9 protein-coding genes are annotated in these 16,420 nt (G+C 61.1%); 7 read left to right on the top strand and 2 right to left on the bottom strand.

The features are described from left to right. The first annotated feature begins 132 nt into the window (after positions 1 to 132). The 6 genes from HXO69_RS07070 to adhP all read left to right on the top strand — a co-directional run bounded on the left by HXO69_RS07070 (position 133) and on the right by adhP (position 10,048). The gene (locus tag HXO69_RS07070; protein WP_296546170.1) at positions 133 to 3,402 is read left to right on the top strand and encodes a chromosome segregation SMC family protein; all 3,270 of its coding nucleotides are present in this window, start codon (positions 133 to 135) and stop codon (positions 3,400 to 3,402) included. 278 nt (positions 3,403 to 3,680) lie between these two features. Further along, positions 3,681 to 5,018, top strand: a complete 1,338-nt coding sequence (gene trpB / locus HXO69_RS07065) for a tryptophan synthase subunit beta (RefSeq protein WP_296546169.1) — start codon at positions 3,681 to 3,683, stop codon at positions 5,016 to 5,018. Beyond that, positions 5,018 to 5,872 (top strand): tryptophan synthase subunit alpha, encoded by an 855-nt coding sequence (gene trpA / locus HXO69_RS07060; protein WP_296546167.1) that lies wholly within the window; start codon positions 5,018 to 5,020, stop codon positions 5,870 to 5,872. The genes trpB and trpA overlap by 1 nt, the downstream gene beginning before the upstream one ends. After that, a complete protein-coding gene (gene lgt, locus HXO69_RS07055; protein ID WP_005508115.1) occupies positions 5,872 to 6,891 on the top strand; it encodes a prolipoprotein diacylglyceryl transferase in 1,020 nt (339 codons plus the stop codon). Before trpA ends, lgt begins: the two co-directional genes overlap by 1 nt. A gap of 299 nt (positions 6,892 to 7,190) precedes the next feature. Beyond that, positions 7,191 to 8,585: a phosphoenolpyruvate synthase gene (locus HXO69_RS07050; protein WP_296546165.1), complete on the top strand. Its 1,395-nt coding sequence runs from the start codon at positions 7,191 to 7,193 to the stop codon at positions 8,583 to 8,585. A gap of 422 nt (positions 8,586 to 9,007) precedes the next feature. Next, entirely contained in the window at positions 9,008 to 10,048 is a 1,041-nt protein-coding gene (gene adhP / locus HXO69_RS07045; RefSeq protein WP_005505671.1) for an alcohol dehydrogenase AdhP, read from the top strand. Between the two features lie 934 nt (positions 10,049 to 10,982). Here the strand turns inward: adhP and HXO69_RS07040 are convergent. Then, positions 10,983 to 12,911 (bottom strand): GH25 family lysozyme, encoded by a 1,929-nt coding sequence (locus tag HXO69_RS07040; protein ID WP_296546163.1) that lies wholly within the window; start codon positions 12,909 to 12,911, stop codon positions 10,983 to 10,985. A 738-nt stretch (positions 12,912 to 13,649) separates the two neighbouring features. After that, positions 13,650 to 14,222: a flavodoxin domain-containing protein gene (locus tag HXO69_RS07035; RefSeq protein ID WP_044150346.1), complete on the bottom strand. Its 573-nt coding sequence runs from the start codon at positions 14,220 to 14,222 to the stop codon at positions 13,650 to 13,652. A gap of 523 nt (positions 14,223 to 14,745) precedes the next feature. On the opposite strand from HXO69_RS07035, the gene pyk reads away from it, so the two are divergent. Next, positions 14,746 to 16,209 (top strand): pyruvate kinase, encoded by a 1,464-nt coding sequence (gene pyk / locus HXO69_RS07030; RefSeq protein ID WP_296546162.1) that lies wholly within the window; start codon positions 14,746 to 14,748, stop codon positions 16,207 to 16,209. Positions 16,210 to 16,420: the final 211 nt, after the last annotated feature.

Below are 16,420 nucleotides of genomic sequence, written 5' to 3'. Positions count from 1 at the left end.
CGCCCGCCCTTTCCGGCAACTCTTCCCGCCGCCCGCCCGCCGCACCGCGTACACTAGAGGGATGCCGCCACGCACCCCAAACCGTGCCCGGCACACACCAGTTCTTCTGCAGAAAGGCCCATTGTGCACCTGATGTCGCTGACCCTGCGCGGGTTCAAGTCTTTCGCCTCCGCAACCACTTTTGAGTTCACCCCCGGCATTAATGCGGTGGTCGGCCCCAACGGCTCCGGTAAGTCCAATGTGCTGGATGCGCTCGCCTGGGTTATGGGCGAGCAGGGCGCTAAGAGCCTGCGCGGCGGCAGCATGAAGGACGTTATCTTCGCGGGCTCCGGCGAGGCTGGTTCGGGCGACGGAGCCCAGCGTGCGCCCCTGGGCCGCGCCAAAGTCACCCTGACTTTCGATAATTCTGACGGCACCCTCAGCATTCCCGCTGAGCGGGTGCAGATTTCGCGCACCATGTTCCGCTCTGGTGGCAGCGAGTACGAGATTAACGGCTCCCCGGCGCGCCTTGCCGACATTCAGGACCTGCTCTCGGAGGCGGGTCTGGGCCAGCAGATGCACGTGCTCGTCGGCCAGGGTCAGCTGGATGCGGTCCTGCACGCCACCGCGCAGCAACGCCGCGACATGATCGAGCAGGCGGCGGGCGTGGTCAAGTACCGCCGCCGCCAGGAGAAGACCAGCCGCAAGCTGGAGTCTGTGGCATCGAACGTTACCCGCCTGAGCGACCTGGTTGCCGAGCTGGATTCGCAGCTGCAGCCGCTGAGCGAGCAGGCAGAATCCGCCGCGACCGCGCGTCAGCTGCAGGCGCGCATCCGCCAGCTGGAGGCGGTACTTTTGGCTCGTCAGCTGGGTGTTCTGCAGGCTGAGCAGGCGCAGGCTCTCGCCTCCGAGGCGGAAGGTACCCGCCGCGCCGAAACCCTGAAAGAACAGCTGGAGGCGGCGCGTGCAGCGTCCACGAAGCATCAGCAGGAGCAGAACCGCCTGAACGCCGAGGTCACCGCCTGCCAGAAGGCAGTGTCGACCCTGCGCGAGTCCGCCGCGCGCGTGCGCACCGTGCAGTCCATCGCCGCCGAGCGCGTGCGCACCTACCGCGTGGAGCTGACCGAGGCGACCGCCGCCGCCCGCGCCGGATACGAACGCGCCCTGGAACTGCTGGAGGAACGCCGCGAAGAGGCAGAGCGCGCGGTGGAAAGCTACGCCAGCTTTGAGGAGCGCTACGATGCGGCGCTGAAGAACGTTGAGAAGGCGGCGTCCGAGGTGGCGCAGACTGAGCGTGCCTCGGGTGAGGTGGCGCAGTCTCGTGCCCGCGCGCAGGCTCGGCTGGATGCCGCCCGCGCCGCTGCGGTGGAGGCGACCCGCGCCTACGCGGCGGCGGCTGAGCGTGCCGCAACCCTGCGTGAGGCGCTGGGCCAGAGCCTGGGTGAGGCACCCGCCGAGCCCGGTGCTGAATCTGCCGAGGCGGTTTTCGACCCCGAAACCGGCGAGCTCGTGGAGGCTCCCACCGAAGCTGAGGGCACGAGCCTGTTGCGCGTGCTGGATGCCGTGCAGATTGACCCCGAGTATGCCCGCGCAGCGTCTGCGGCGCTGACCTCGCTGGCGACCGCTGCGTTGAGTGTGCCGGTTGAGGGCGCCGAGGTGTCGCAGCTGCGCGGTGGTAAGGGTGATGAAAGCGGCGAATCTGCCGCGAAGGAATTTTCAACAGAACTGCCCGAATCCTGCGCCACCGAACTGCGCGATTTGGGTATCCGCCCCGCAACCGAAATCATTGAACCGCTCAGCGAGGACGCCGCCGCGCTCGCCGGTATTGACGAACACGCCCTGGCGCGCGTCACCGCGGCGCTGGGTGAGCGGCTGGCGGGCGTGCTGTTCGCGCCGGATGCCGCCTCCGCAGAGGCAGCCCTGCGCCTGCTCACCGACCACAACACCGCAGGTCAGCACACTATATGGCGTATTTTTGACCCCGCGGGCACCGAACACACCCGCTACAGCCTGCTCTACCCGGCTGAGGGCGCCAGCCCCCTGGAACTTGCCGCAGCCTACCGCGCCGCATCCCAGGTCGTGACCCGCACCCGCGCCGAACTGGACGAAGCCGAACACGCCGTTCAGCAGGCGCAGACCGCGGCAGAGGCGACGGTCGAGGCCGAACGCGAGGCAGCGAAAGCAACGGGCGTGGCGAGCGCCGAGCATGCCCGCGCCCGCGCCCAGGCGGAGTCCCTGGAAGCCTCCGCGCAGAACATTCAGAATGAGCGCGCCCGCCTGAACGAGCGCCTCACCGCCGCGGAGGAATCCGTAGCCGAAGCGCGCACCGCCTACGACTCGGCGCGCACCCGCGAGGATTCCTACCTGGCGGGCACGGGGGAGCAGGCTCCCGCGGCGACAATTGAGCGCCGTGCCCTGCGTCTGGGTGAGGTACTTGCCGAGCAGGTGAGCGAGCGTGAGCAGCAGCTACACGAGCTGAACACCGCCTTGAAGAACGCCCAGGAGGGCCTGACCAGCACGAACGATGAGGTACAGGATTTGCAGGCGGCGCACGCGGCGGCGCTGACCCTGCTGGCGCGTACCCAGACGGAGGCGGCGCGCGTGCAGGAGCGTGTGCAGGCGCTGGCTGAGCGCGCCCGCCTGGTGACCGGTCTGACCCTGGAGCAGCTGGAGGAGGAGTACTCCGAGCAGCTGCCGGTTGACGTGCCCGCAGATGAGGCTTCCGAAAACGCAGCCTCCGAAAATGCTGCTACCGAAGCCTCCACCGAGAGCGTCCGCGCTCGCCTCAAGGCGACCCGCGCCGAACTGGACGCGCTGGGCGCCATTAACCCGCTGGCGCTGGAGGAGTACGAGGCGCTTTCGGAACGCCACGCCTACCTGAACCAGCAGATTGAGGATTTGAAGGCGACCCGCCGCGACCTGAACACGGTCATGGACGAGGTCAGTAGCCACATTGCGGAGGTGTTCACCGCCGCGATGGAGGACATCAACACCCACTACCGCCGTATCTTTGAGACCCTCTTCCCGGGAGGCGAGGGCCACCTGGAGCTGGATGACCCGTCCGATCCGTTGAACTCGGGTGTGGAGATTCACGCGCGCCCGGCGGGTAAGAAGGTCAAGCGCCTGTCGTTGCTGTCCGGCGGTGAGCGTTCGCTCGCGTCGTTGGCGCTACTGATTGCGATTTATATGTCTCGTCCGTCGCCGTTCTACGCCCTGGATGAGGTTGAGGCGGCGCTGGATGACCGCAACCTCTCGCGCCTGCTGCAGGTGATTGGTGAGCTGGGGGAGCGTTCGCAGCTGATTGTGGTGACGCATCAGAAGCGCACGATGCAGATTGCGGAGACCCTGTACGGGGTGTCGATGCGCGGTGGCGTGTCGACGGTGCTTTCTCAGCAGATGGAGGAGCTACGCGAGCTGCTGTAGCCCGCCGCGCTTGCCTGGCACTACCTCGCCCAGCTGACCCAGCCTCGGTGTATCTTCCCCGCGAGCGCCCGCATCCTGGCGAACGTCACATGTCCTAGGAATGGTCATGCGCACCTCAAGGTATTGTTCACTGCCCGCGCCCGGGTACTATAGGGGGATATGCGTGAACACCGCCCGCCCTATCCGCGGTTGGCGTGGTGTTTCGTTGTGATCAGGCCTGATGCCCCGCCCTACCCGCGGCGCGCGTCCGGCGGCAACCATCCAGGGAAGGAATAGTGATGAGCGAGAACCTGGCAGAAGCTTTCCTCAACGGTGAGTCGTTGAAGAATGCCCCCGGCCCCTATTTTGGTGAGTACGGCGGGCGGTGGATGCCCGAGTCGCTGATTGCCGCCATGGATGAGCTGGAGGCGACCTTCAACGAGGCGAAGAACGACCCCGAGTTCATTGCCGAGTTCCAGCGTCTTTCTGCTGAGTATTCGAACCGTCCGTCGCTGTTGACTGAGGTTCCGAAGTTCTCTGAGCATGCCGGTGCGCGTGTGTTCCTCAAGCGTGAGGATTTGAACCACACCGGTAGCCACAAGATTAATAACGTGCTGGGTCAGGCTCTGCTGGCTAAGCGCATGGGTAAGACCCGTCTGATTGCTGAGACCGGTGCGGGTCAGCACGGCGTTGCGACTGCGACTGCTGCAGCCCTGTTCGGCATGGAGTGCGTGGTCTACATGGGTGAGGAAGACACTGAGCGTCAGTCGCTGAACGTGGCTCGTATGCAGCTGCTGGGCGCGAAGGTGATTGCGGTTCAGAACGGTTCCCGCACCCTGAAGGACGCCATTAACGAGGCTCTGCGTGACTGGGTTGCGAACGTTGAGAACACCCACTACCTGCTGGGTACTGCGGCGGGTGCGCACCCGTTCCCGGCGATGGTGCGTTTCTTCCACGACGCTATCGGTTCGGAGGCGCGCGAGCAGATTCTGGCTGAGACCGGCCGCCTGCCCGATGGTATTGCTGCCTGCGTGGGTGGCGGTTCGAACGCGATTGGTCTGTTCCACGCGTTCTTGGACGATTCTTCGGTTGAGATTTACGGTTTTGAGGCTGGCGGCGACGGCGTGGAGACCGGCCGTCACGCGGCAACCATTACTCTGGGCCGCCCGGGCATGCTGCACGGTGCGATGACCTACCTGATGCAGGATGAGGACGGCCAGACCATTGAGTCCCACTCGATTTCGGCTGGTCTGGATTACCCCGGCGTGGGTCCGGAGCACTCCTACCTGTCCGATATTGGTCGCGTGACCTACGAGCCGGTGACCGATACCGAGGCGATGGATGCGCTGAGCCTGCTGTGCCGCACCGAGGGCATTATCCCGGCGATTGAGTCCTCGCACGCTCTGGCGGGTGCGCTGCGCGTGTGCCAGCGTTGGGCTGCTGAGGACCCGGAGGCGGCACGCGAGAAGACCATGATTGTGTGCCTGTCGGGCCGCGGCGATAAGGACATGGAGACCGCGCTGAAGTGGTTCGGCCTGGGTAAGGCGATTCCGTCTTCGACCCTGATGACCGGTAATAAGGAAGCTGCCGCATCCGCTGCTGCAGAGAACGCACAGGCTGAAAGTGAGGCTAAGTAATGAGCTACCAGGACGCTATTTCTCAGGCGGCACCGTTTGAGGTGCTGGATGGCACTTTCCCGGCTGCTAACCCCGATTCGCCTCTGGCGGCTCGTCTGGCTGAGTGCGAGAAGCAGGGCCGTGCGGCGCTGATTGGCTACCTGCCGGTGGGCTTCCCGACCCTGGACGAGTCGATTGACGCGGCGATTGCTCTGGGCAATAACGGCGCGGACATTATTGAGCTGGGCGTGCCTTATTCTGATCCGGTCATGGATGGCCCGGTGATTCAGAAGGCTACCGGCGTTGCGCTGGAGAACGGTTTCAAGCTTCCTCAGCTGTTTGAGGCGGTCCGCCGCATTACCGAGGCGACCGACGCGGTGGTTGTCGTGATGACGTACTGGAACCCGGTTCTGGCGTACGGTGTGAAGAATTTTGCGCGTGATTTGGCGGCTGCCGGTGGCGCGGGCATGATCACCCCGGACCTGGTACCTGATGAGGCGTCGGCGTGGTTTGAGGCTTCGGACGAGTACGGTCTGGATCGTATTTTCTTGGCTGCTCTGTCTTCTTCGCCGGAGCGTCTGGCGACTATTGCGAAGGCGTCGAGCGGCTTCGTGTACGCCGTGTCGGTGATGGGCGTGACCGGTGCCCGCACCTCCGTGTCGGAGGCGGCTCGCACCCTGGTTGCGGACATTAAGGCTGCCGGTGCGTCTCGTGCGTGCGTGGGTCTGGGTGTTTCGACTCGTGCCCACGTCGAGGAGATCGGCGAGTATGCGGACGGCGTGATTGTCGGTACCGCGCTGGTGAAGGCTTTGGCTTCTGGCGGTGTTGAGGCGGTGGCTAAGCTGACCCGTGAGCTGGCGGGGCGTGAAGGCTAATGTCTGATGTGCTGTCGCTGGCGAGCGTGCCGGTAGCTAACGTGCTGGCTTCGATTCCGCTGGGTTCGATTCCTTCGCCGAGCGTTTCGTACCTGCAGCTGGGCCCGTTCCGTGTGCATTTCTATGCCCTGTGTATTCTTGCGGGTATGGCGGTGTGCTTGTGGCTGGGTTCTCGCCGTTGGAAGGCGGCGGGCGGTACCCCTGAGCGCGTTTTTGACGTGGCGATGTGGGCTATTCCGGCGGGCATTATTGGTGCCCGCGCCTACCACGTGCTGATTACTGACCCGGGTAGCTATTTCGGTCCGAATGTTGCTGATCCGTGGGCTTTCCTGAAGATTTGGGAGGGTGGCATTGGCATTATGGGTGCCGTGTCGGTCGGTGCGTTGGGTGCCTGGTATGGTTGCCGCCGCTACGGCATGAATTTCCCGGCTTTTGCGGATGCGGTAGCGCCGGGTATTCTGCTGGCTCAGGCGTTTGGCCGCTGGGGTAACTGGTTCAACCAGGAGCTGTTCGGTAAGCCGACGACTCTGCCGTGGGGCTTGGAGATTAGCGCGTCGAGCGGTAATTTCCCGACCCAATATCCGGCGGGTACGCTGTTCCATCCGACGTTCCTGTACGAGTCGCTGTGGAACCTGCTGGGTGTGGCGTTGCTGCTGTGGCTGGGTCGTAAGGGCGTGCTGAAGCTGGGTCAGACCCTGTGGCTGTACGTGTTCTACTACGGTGTGGGCCGCCTCTTCATTGAGATGTTCTTGCGTATTGATACCTCGGAGATGCTCTGGGGCGTTCGTATTCACGTGTGGACTGCTCTGTTGCTGGTTCTGCTGGGTGCTGCTGGTTTTGTGGTGGCTGGTCGTCGTGCGGCGGCGAAGGCTGCTGCGGGTATTGAGCCGGCTCCTGCAGAGATTGCTCCGAAGCCTGCCGCAGATGAGCCTGCAGAGGGCGCTGAGGAGAAGGCAGCCGAGAAGGCAGAGCCCGCGGAAGGATTTGACTCTTCTGAGTCTTCGACGAAGGGCTCCTAGCTTTCATCTTCTAGCTCTATCTAAATTTCATAGAAAAACCGCCGGATGGGGGAGCGCCCCCGTCCGGCGGTTTTTTGTGCCCGCTATTTGTGCCTGCTGTCTGCTTCTTGCCGGTGGATGTTCTCATGGTGGCGTGTGCCGTGTACGGATTTGGGTCGCTGAGAAGGCATAATAGAGATACTGCGTGTGGCGGGTGCCCACTCTGGAGTATGAGGCTCTGCGGAGTGTGAGGCTCTTCGAGCGATGGCGCCTGCCGCGTCTGCGTTTAGAAACACCCACTCAACTACAGGATTTTTATCGTGAGCTCTTCTTCTGGCGATTCTTCGCGCCCCATTTCTTCTTCTAGCCCGGGTCTGTCCCGTCCTGGCCTATCGCGTCGCCGTCTGGTGGCTGGTGCGGCGTGGGCTGCCCCGGTTGTTGTGGCTTCTTCGGTGATTCCCGCTTATGCGGCGTCTGATGAGGAGGGCGAGTGCACCGGTCCCTTCGAGGATTCGACGACGATTACTGCCGGTGACGGTGTGAAGAAGGTTGCCGTGCTGACGGTTCCTGCGGGTGCTAAGCGTATGCGTTTTGTGGCTGTGGGCGGCGCTGGCGGCACGAACTACACTGTGGCTGATGCCGGTTCCGGCGCCATGGTTGAGGGCTCTATGGCTGTGCGCGGCGGCCAGACTATTACTCTGACTGCCGGTTCGGGCGGTATCGGTAATGGTGAGCTGAAGCCCGCTGAGGGCGGCGATGGCTACGGCGTGGGCGGCTCGTCGAAGGCTTCTTCGCCGGTTCCCGCGAACGTGGTTTCTGCAATCAATAACCTGACCCGCATTTCTGGCGGTGTGACCGGTCGCGGCGGCATGAGCGCTGTGCTGTATTCGGCGTCCGGCGGTGGCTCGTCCGCTATTGAGGTGGACGGCGTGCCGATGATTGTTGCCGGTGGCGGCGGCGGTGCGGGTGTGTTGGCGTCGTATGCGACGGTGCTGCCGAACCCCGCGAATGCGGGTGCTGTGCGTCCGACCGCGCACTATTCGCTGGATAGCTCCGGTGGTGAGCACCAGTTCAGCACCGGTGGCGGTGCTGGTTCGGGCGACGGTGACGGTTCGCCCGGTTTTGTTGGTTTCACTTCGTACGAGGTGCAGTCTGAGCCGATTCTGACGGTGAACCCGGGTTCGGGTGCAGCCGGTGGTGTGGGCGGTGCTGGCGGTGAGAAGCTGAACCCGCCGGCTGTTGATGGTTCGGTGATTGGTTTTTCGAGCACCTCCACCCAGAAGCTGGTGAGCACTGCGACTGCCGGTGCGGCGGGTGCGAGCGGTTTCCGTGCGAAGGGCGCCGATGGTGTGGCGAGCTATTCGTACCAGTGGGATCAGACTCCGGAGGGTACCGATAACCGCCCGTCGAACGCTGGCGAGCTGTTTAACGGCTACCAGTCTGTGGTTTCTGGAGGCGGTGGCGCCGGTTATGGCGGCGGCGGTTCCGGCGCTGCGTTGAGCGTTTCGGCTCGTGTGGTGTCGCAGAAGTGGAATAACGATTCGGCTCGTGCCCGCTATGCGGTGGGTTCGGTGCAGCTGGCTGGCGGTGGCGCTGGCGGCGGTACGTTCATGGATTCTACGGTGCGCATCATGGATCTGGGTTGGGCGTTGAATGCTCCGAATGGTCCGGGTGAGCGCGGCGCCGGCTATATTGAGGTTGCTTTCTGCTTCTAGGCAGCTAAGTCTCATCGGCTAAGAGTTCCTGTGAGCCTGTAGGAATCGTATAGGTGCAGATTGAACCCTTTCTTTAGGGTGGTATGCGCCTCAAACTTAATATTTAAATTTTTTCTGAGTGCCTCCCAAGCCGCTTGTTTGGGAGGCATTCTCATCTTCTGTGTTGTTTCGTCATAGCGTCATATCAACCTTTGGCGGTTTAGCGCATTGGTCGGAATGGACCTTATCGAAAGCTCATCCTTGCTCGTGAGAACGCCTCTATCTAACCCCTCTGTCATATTCGGGGAAGGTCCTTTAGATTGGCGGCTCATCATTTTACGGTGGAAATGTAAAGAATACGCGCGCTCACCCCGCTAGGTTGCACAGCGCAGATTGCAGATTGCGGCTTGAGCGCGGCCACCGATGACTAAGGAGTTTAGGTCATGTGCAAGGAAACCATGAAGGCTGTTGTTGTCCCTGAGAAGGTTGACGGTTCGGTTGTTGTCCGTGAGGTTCCCGTTCCGGCTGTCGGTTACGGCCAGGCGCTCGTGAAGATTGAGTACTCGGGCGTGTGCCACACTGACCTGCACGTGGCTTCCGGTGATTTCGGTGAGGTTCCGGGTCGTATTCTGGGCCACGAGGGCATCGGCCGTGTCGTCAAGGTCGGTGAGGGCGTTGAGTCCCTGAAGGAAGGGGACCGCGTGTCGGTGGCTTGGTTCTTCGAGGGCTGCGGCCACTGTGAGTACTGCACCTCGGGCCGTGAGACCCTGTGCCGTTCGGTGAAGAACGCAGGCTACTCGGTTGATGGCGGCATGAGTGAGTACACCTTGGTGACCGCTGATTACGCTGTGAAGGTTCCCGAGGGCCTTGACCCGGCACAGGCAAGCTCCATTACCTGCGCTGGTGTGACCACCTACAAGGCAATTAAGGAGTCGCTGGTTCGCCCCGGTGAGTGGCTGGTTGCTTACGGCGCTGGCGGTCTGGGCAACCTGGCTGTTCAGTACGCTAAGAAGGTTTTCGGCGCCAAGGTTATCGCTGTTGATATCAATGACGACAAGCTGGCTCTGGCTCGTGAGACCGGTGCTGATCACGTCATCAACGGCCGTGAGGTTGAGGATGTTCCGGCTCGTATTCGCGAGCTGACCGGCGGTGGCGCTCACGCTGCTGTGGTGACCGCGGTATCGAAGGTTGCGTTCAACCAGGCTGTCGAGTCGGTTCGTGCGGGCGGTTCCGTGGTGGCTGTTGGTCTGCCCTCGGAGATGATGGAGCTGTCCATTGTGAAGATTATTCTGGACGGCATCCGCGTGGTGGGCTCCCTGGTGGGTACCCGTCAGGATTTGGCGGAGGCATTCCAGTTCGGTGCTGACGGCATCGTGGTTCCGGTGGTTCAGCTGCGTGAGGTTGACGAGGCACCGGCTGTCTTCGAGGAAATGGCGGCGGGTAAGATTACCGGCCGTATGGTTCTGGACTTCGCTAGCCTCTAAGCTAGCGGATGGGTCGAGGCGCCCGGTAGGGCTTCAAGGTCTCACTCGGCTGGGGTCTTGCCGGTAGTTTCGATGGTTATAGCGCCTAGGGCGCATCCCGTGTGGCGGGGGAGTAGGGGTACTCTTTCTGCTGTGCATACGACGCGGGGTGCGCCTTAGTGTTTTTAACGCGGCGTTTTAGGGTTCCGAGTTTTGAGAGCCGTTATCGTGAGGAGCTGAAAACCTCTGTGAGTACTAGGCACCTAAACGTAATATACGCGGGAATTTATTTTTGAAAATATCGGGGAATATCTCAAAATTTTCACAAAATTAGTTCAATATAGCATTTTGTTTGACATCTATAGGCCTCAAAATGCATACTTGTATTGTAAACATTCAACCACTGGTTGAAGCGTAATATTTGCCGAAGAGATAGGTTTCGAACGCCCCTGCACCTACCCTAGATGTAACGGGATATGACGTGTGAAGGTTTCGGCCCTCCTAGATATCGATTCCTTCTCCCAGAACGCCATACCCGGGTGAATTTCAGCATCTTCGTACCGTGCCGTTATTCACCGTTGAGTCCTTAATTCCGGCCAGGCGCCCCTCTAGACACCTTCGGATTGAGGTCTCACCAACGATTAGTGTGGGCCCCACGGACATAGTCAATGGGGACTATGTCCGCCACACTAATCCGGGGCTTTTAGGACACTGCATGACTTCGTGGTGGTTCGCCCGCCACGCTATAAATTTACCTGCCGGCACGGGTAACATAGCCGGGTTCTCTACTCACTCGGTAACCCACCCGCTGCAGAACGCATCTTGATTTTTGTGTTGTTCAGAAGATGCTTCCTGTAGCAAAAGAACGAGGGGCACCTCTGCCAGGTGCCCCTCGTTTTTATATGCGCGTTGCAGTGTTTATTAGCTGCCGCGCCGTTGAGTAAATGCCACGCTCTTAGTAGATACCGCGCCGCGCGGTCCAGCGGATCGTGCCACGCTCAAAGTCCATGTAGTACACGCCGTTCGCGTAGGACTCGTCGCCGCGTGCCGCACCGTAGCGAGCGGTATTCTTCTCCCAATGCTTGAAAATCGCGCCGTTACCGTTGGTTTCGTACGCACCGTACGCATCCGACCAGAGCAGTACCTTGCCGGAGGCGAATCGCACCTGAGCACCCGTGGAGGTGGCGGTTTCATCGGTCACCGGTGCACCCCAGGTGCCGCGGTGCTGCAGGAAACGGTGGTAGAACGCGCCGCCGGTGTGCAGGCGGTGGGTGCCGGTCTGTGCGGACCACACGTAGGTGGTGCTGCCGGTGAATTCCTGCTTGATGATGCCGTTGCCCAGATTCTGCTCGTCAGTGGTAGGCACGCCCCTCATGCCAGCTGCACGCCAGGTCGCGTAGATGGAGCCGCGCTCATTGATGATGTGGGTGCCGTACGCGTTGGACCAGTAGGCGCCTTCACCGTTAGCGAAGGAGACTGCGATGGTGTCGGAGCGGGTTTCCTCGTCGGTGGTCAGGCCGCGGAATCGTGCCACGTCCGAGCGGAACTTATAATCCAGGCCGCCGTTGGTGACCAGCCAGTGCGAACCGTGAGAGTTCGTCCAGTAGATGGTCTTGCCGTTGGTGAACTTCTGCGCATACACGCCGTGACCCAGAGAGTACTCGGTGCCAATCGGGTTGCCGTAGAAGGAACGATTCTTATTCCAGAAGTTACCGATGCCGGTGCGAATATCAATGGAACCGGTCGCGGTGGTCACCACGTTCGAATCCTGTACCGCGCGGTCTTCTGCCGAACGGTCTTCCGCTGCGCGATCCTGGCCGTTCGACCAGTTGCGGTGCACCGCGTTGGGGTTCTTTGCCAGAACCTTCAGATCGTTCACGGTGCCGGGGAAGAAGTTCGAGTCACCCACGAACGGGCCCGAGTCAGTGAACTGCCAAATGTCGTAGCCGCTCCAACCCGCCGGAATCGCACCGACCACGGTCGAGTAGCTTGCCAGGTGTAGCGGCAGAGCGCCGAACTGCGGCGAACCCACGCAGTGCGACCACCAGGAGGTTGCGGTGTACACCATCGGGGCGCGACCGGTCAGTGAACGGTAGGTGTCCACGAAGTCGCGGGTCCAGGCGGTCAGCTGCGCCGGGGTCATGTTGTAGCAGGTGTTGCCGTAGGCGGGGTAGGGGTTGAACTCGATGTCCAGCAGGCCGGGCAGGGTCTTGCCGTCGGCAGTCCACGCGCCACCATTCTGCACGAAGTAGCGTGCCTGATCGGCACCCGAGGAGGTGCGGGGGTTTGCGAAGTGGTAGGCGCCGCGCACCATGCCGACCTGTGCCGAACCGTTGTACTGCTGACCGAAGTAGGGGTTGGCGTAGTAGCCGCCCTCGGTTGCCTTCACGTAGGCGAAGCGGGAACCTGCGGCGTAGGCGCTCGCCCAGTCCACGTTCTGCTGGTGCGAAGAGACATCCATGCCGAGGGTACCGCCGGAGGGGGTCCATGCGGAGCGGCCCTGTGCCAGTGCCTGACCGGCTGCCGGAGCTCGACCAGCTCCCAGACCCTGCGCGGAGCTCTGGGTCGCGGAAATACCGCTCAGGGTCGCGGTGGAAGCGGGGGAGGTGGCGCCGGTTCGCGCGTTGGCGGTGCCCAGGCGTTCGCGCTCGCCCGCACCCATGGCGGGGTTGGAGCGTTCGACCAGGGATGCATCCGGGGCGGGGGCGTAGGTGAGCTCCTCGTAGGATGCGTTGGGGTTGACCTCTGTGGCTGCGCTCGCGCTGGGGGCGGCGAAGGCTGCGGGAACGGAGGTGAGGGATGCGGCGACGAGGGAGAGTGCACCTGCGGACGCCATGATGGAGCGGGCTGCCGCGGAGCGTGCGGCAGTCTGGAGTTTCTTCATAGATTTTGCCTGTGTTTGAGAGGTGGATGTGTCGATGTGGCCCTGTGTGGGGGCTTCTGACACGAGTGAATATGTGGGGTAGTTGAAGTGATGTGTGTGTCGGCTGCCGGGTATGTCAAGCGGCTGACACAGCTAACAGCGTACGGTACCTGCACCGATGTGCGCAATGATTTGGGGTGTCATTCTGGCGGCATATCTTTCGCAGAGTGCACAGTAACCTAGAATCTTTGGGGTGCCTGTTTTACTTTGTGGCTTGTTGGTGCATTTATTGGCTCAAGTTTTTGGGACAAAATTTTAGGCACGCGACACGCCGGGGCGTTGCGAATTTCACTCTGTGGACTGCTGTATTGGGGTGTTGCTGTGTCGGTTCGTTGTTCAGGGTGGGCCGCAGCATCTAGAGCTACGTTGCCGGGATGCAGTCGGGTGCTGATGCGCCGGGCGGTGCCTCTTGCGACTTTTGAGTCGGCTTTTGGGCATAAGGAAAGGGGTGGGCCGCACACACAAAGACCCACCCCTCATGTTCCGGGTACTGTATTTGGCGCGGCCTCGCACCGGTACCCGGAGTTTCATGGTCGATGCAGGAGAGATGAAGAGTCATCGACCACGTATATGGTGCCTGTTGGCACGTTTTTCTCGGCTCTTCCCGCCCGCTCTTTCAGGTTCTGGTGTCCGGCTGAAAGATCGGGAGGGAAGAGGCGAAAGTTTATTTTTCCTCGAATTTTTTAAAATTTCGAGGGCTTAGAGGAACTTGGCGATGTCCTCGACCAGCGGCTTGAGGGTCTCGCGGTCGATGTACTCAGCCTTGCCGGTCTTGTAGCATTCGAGCATCTGCTTGATGCCCTCGTTGGGGTTCGGGTTGGCCATGAGCCATGCGCGGACCGGGCCCTTCAGAGCAGTCTTGTGAGCCAGCGAAATCTTGTCAAAGTCGATACCGCCACGCAGGTGGTAGACGGGGCGACCTTCGGTCAGTTCGGGGGTGTAGCTCTTGGCGACGGCCTTGTCCAGCAGCTTCTTCGAGTACTCACCGGTGAAGGAGACGGTGAAGAACGCGGTGCGGTTCTTCTTGGGCGCAATGATCGGCAGGATCTTCTTGCGAAGTGCCGGTGCGCCGTTGAGGAATCCACCGTAGTCACTGCCGGCAATGACGAAAGCATCGAATGCCTCTGCCTGCTCGGGGGTGACCTTGGAGGCGGGGACAGTCTCAACTTCGGGAGCCTGCGGGAGTGCACGCAGATCTTCTGCCAGCCAGGTGGCGTACTGTTCGGTGTAGCCGTAGGTGGAGCCGAAGATAATCAGCACGCGAGTAGTCATCTGTGAACCTTCCAGATATATTTCGCATTTCAAATACTAATTATGGGTTCCAATATAGGCTAGGCGCGCGAAAATGTGAAATCGCCCAGCCCTTGGATGCCCTATCTATCTTCTCATAGCCCACTCTGAGTGTCTCTATGTTTTTGAAACACGCCCGAAGGTTCTCGAGTGTGACTAAATATTGCGTAGTGCCCATTTTCTATAGGTAAAAAGCACCCTAATTTACTTTCTGGGCGACATGGAGGCGCGGGGACTGTGAAGTGGGTTTGGGTGAGGTAAACAGTAGGTGGGGAAGGGGTGCATAAAATGCGACGTGAAACACAAGTTCTTCGGTGGAAAGAGTTGGGAGAAACATACCCAAGAGGGTGCAAAACCCCTATAATTGAGAAAGAGTCCCACGCATCCGGCATGTGGTTACTTGTTAGAACACGTGGGAATAATTGGGAATTTGACGTTAGTCTTCCCCGGAAAATCAGTGTGACCCCTGAGGGGTCACACAAAACAACACACAAAGGTTAGGTACATGAGGCGCGCAAAAATCGTTGCAACCATCGGTCCGGCAATCGAGTCCCCCGAGAAGATCTCCGAGGCAATCAAGGCTGGCCTGAACGTCGCCCGTCTGAACATGAGCCACGGTGACCACGCCGAGCACCAGGCACGCTATGACACCATCCGTGAACAGTCTGCAAAGCTCGGTAAGGACGTTGCTATCCTCGCCGACCTGCAGGGCCCCAAGATTCGCCTCGAGCGTTTCGCAAACGGCAAGGAATACCTTGAGCCCGGCGCAGACTTCACCATCACTTCCGAAGACGTTGAAGGTACCGCAGAAATCTGTGGCACCACCTACAAGGGTCTGCCCGGCGACGTAAAGCTCGGCGACAAGCTCCTGCTCGACGACGGTAAGATCCGCCTCGAAGCTATTGAGGTAACCCCCACCCGTGTTCGCACCCGCGTGGTCGTCGGTGGCCCCATCTCCAACAACAAGGGCATCAACCTGCCCGGCGCAGCAGTCTCCCTGCCCGCGCTGACCGAGAAGGACGCGAACGACCTGCGCTTCGCACTGAAGATGGGTGCAGACATCATTGCACTCTCCTTCGTCCGTACCGGTGCAGACGTTGACCCCGTCCACAAGATCATGGAAGAAGAGGGTATCCGCGTACCCGTCATCGCCAAGATCGAGAAGCCCCAGGCAGTTGAGAACCTGCAGGACATCATCGACAAGTTCGACGGCATCATGGTCGCTCGTGGTGACCTCGGTGTTGAGCTGCCCTTCTCCGAGGTTCCCCTCGTCCAGAAGAAGGCAATCGACATGGCACGCCGCTGGGCAAAGCCCGTCATCGTGGCAACCCAGGTGCTCGAGTCCATGACCGACAACCCCGTCCCCACCCGTGCAGAGGTTTCTGACTGCGCTAACGCAATCCTCGACGGCGCAGATGCAGTAATGCTCTCCGGTGAGACCTCGGTCGGTAAGTACCCGATCCTGACCCTGCAGGCTATGGCTGCAATCGTTCAGGATACCGAAAAGGGCGGCCTGTACCGCGTGCCCGAGCTGGATCGCAAGCCCCGCACCCGCGGTGGCGCAATCACCCGCGCAGCAGTGAACATCGCTGACCAGCTGGACGCAAAGCTCATCGTTACTTTCACCCAGTCCGGTGACTCCGCACGTCGTCTGGCACGTCTGCGTCCCGAGACCCCGATTGTCGCGTTCACCACCAGCTCGAAGGTTCGCTCCTTCCTGTCCATGCTGTGGGGCGTTGACGCTGAGCAGGTTGAGATGATCACCGATCAGGAAGGTCTGTTCCAGTTCGTGGACGAGTACCTGCTGAAGAACGGTCTGGCAGAAGCTGGCGACCTGGTCGTCGTTGCTGCCGGTGCTCCCGCAGGTCGCGCAGGTACCACCAACATGGTTCAGGTACACCGCGTCCACGGTGCTGAGGGCGAGCGCGAGGCTCTGCGTCCTTACGAGGAGGACGAGGTCAAGCGCTAAGCCGCTCACCAATCTTTTTCGATGCGTAGCTGAGGGTAATCCTCAGCCTGCACGCTAGGTATATAGAAACCGCCGCCCGGTCGTGAACTCTCACGGCCGGGCGGCGGTTTTGTGTGTCTGCGGGGTGTTTGCTTCCGGTGGGTTACGGGGACAGCGGAAAATACGCGGGCATAGAAGTAGATACAGAAAAGCGGCGGGAAAGCTTGAAGCT

The sequence above is a fragment of the Rothia sp. (in: high G+C Gram-positive bacteria) genome, from assembly GCF_015265375.1.
Lineage (GTDB): Bacteria > Actinomycetota > Actinomycetes > Actinomycetales > Micrococcaceae > Rothia.
The sequence above is the reverse complement of the archived record's forward strand: the minus strand, read 5'-3'. Positions and strand labels throughout refer to the sequence as shown.

Bases quoted from the DNA above. Each gene is read 5' to 3' on its own strand.
- HXO69_RS07070 (WP_296546170.1), top strand. From the start codon at position 133: ATGTCGCTGACCCTGCGCGGGTTCAAGTCTTTCGCCTCCGCAACCACT.
- trpB (WP_296546169.1), top strand. From the start codon at position 3,681: ATGAGCGAGAACCTGGCAGAAGCTTTCCTCAACGGTGAGTCGTTGAAG.
- trpA (WP_296546167.1), top strand. From the start codon at position 5,018: ATGAGCTACCAGGACGCTATTTCTCAGGCGGCACCGTTTGAGGTGCTG.
- lgt (WP_005508115.1), top strand. From the start codon at position 5,872: ATGTCTGATGTGCTGTCGCTGGCGAGCGTGCCGGTAGCTAACGTGCTG.
- adhP (WP_005505671.1), top strand. From the start codon at position 9,008: ATGTGCAAGGAAACCATGAAGGCTGTTGTTGTCCCTGAGAAGGTTGAC.
- HXO69_RS07040 (WP_296546163.1), bottom strand. From the start codon at position 12,911: ATGAAGAAACTCCAGACTGCCGCACGCTCCGCGGCAGCCCGCTCCATC.
- HXO69_RS07035 (WP_044150346.1), bottom strand. From the start codon at position 14,222: ATGACTACTCGCGTGCTGATTATCTTCGGCTCCACCTACGGCTACACC.
- pyk (WP_296546162.1), top strand. From the start codon at position 14,746: ATGAGGCGCGCAAAAATCGTTGCAACCATCGGTCCGGCAATCGAGTCC.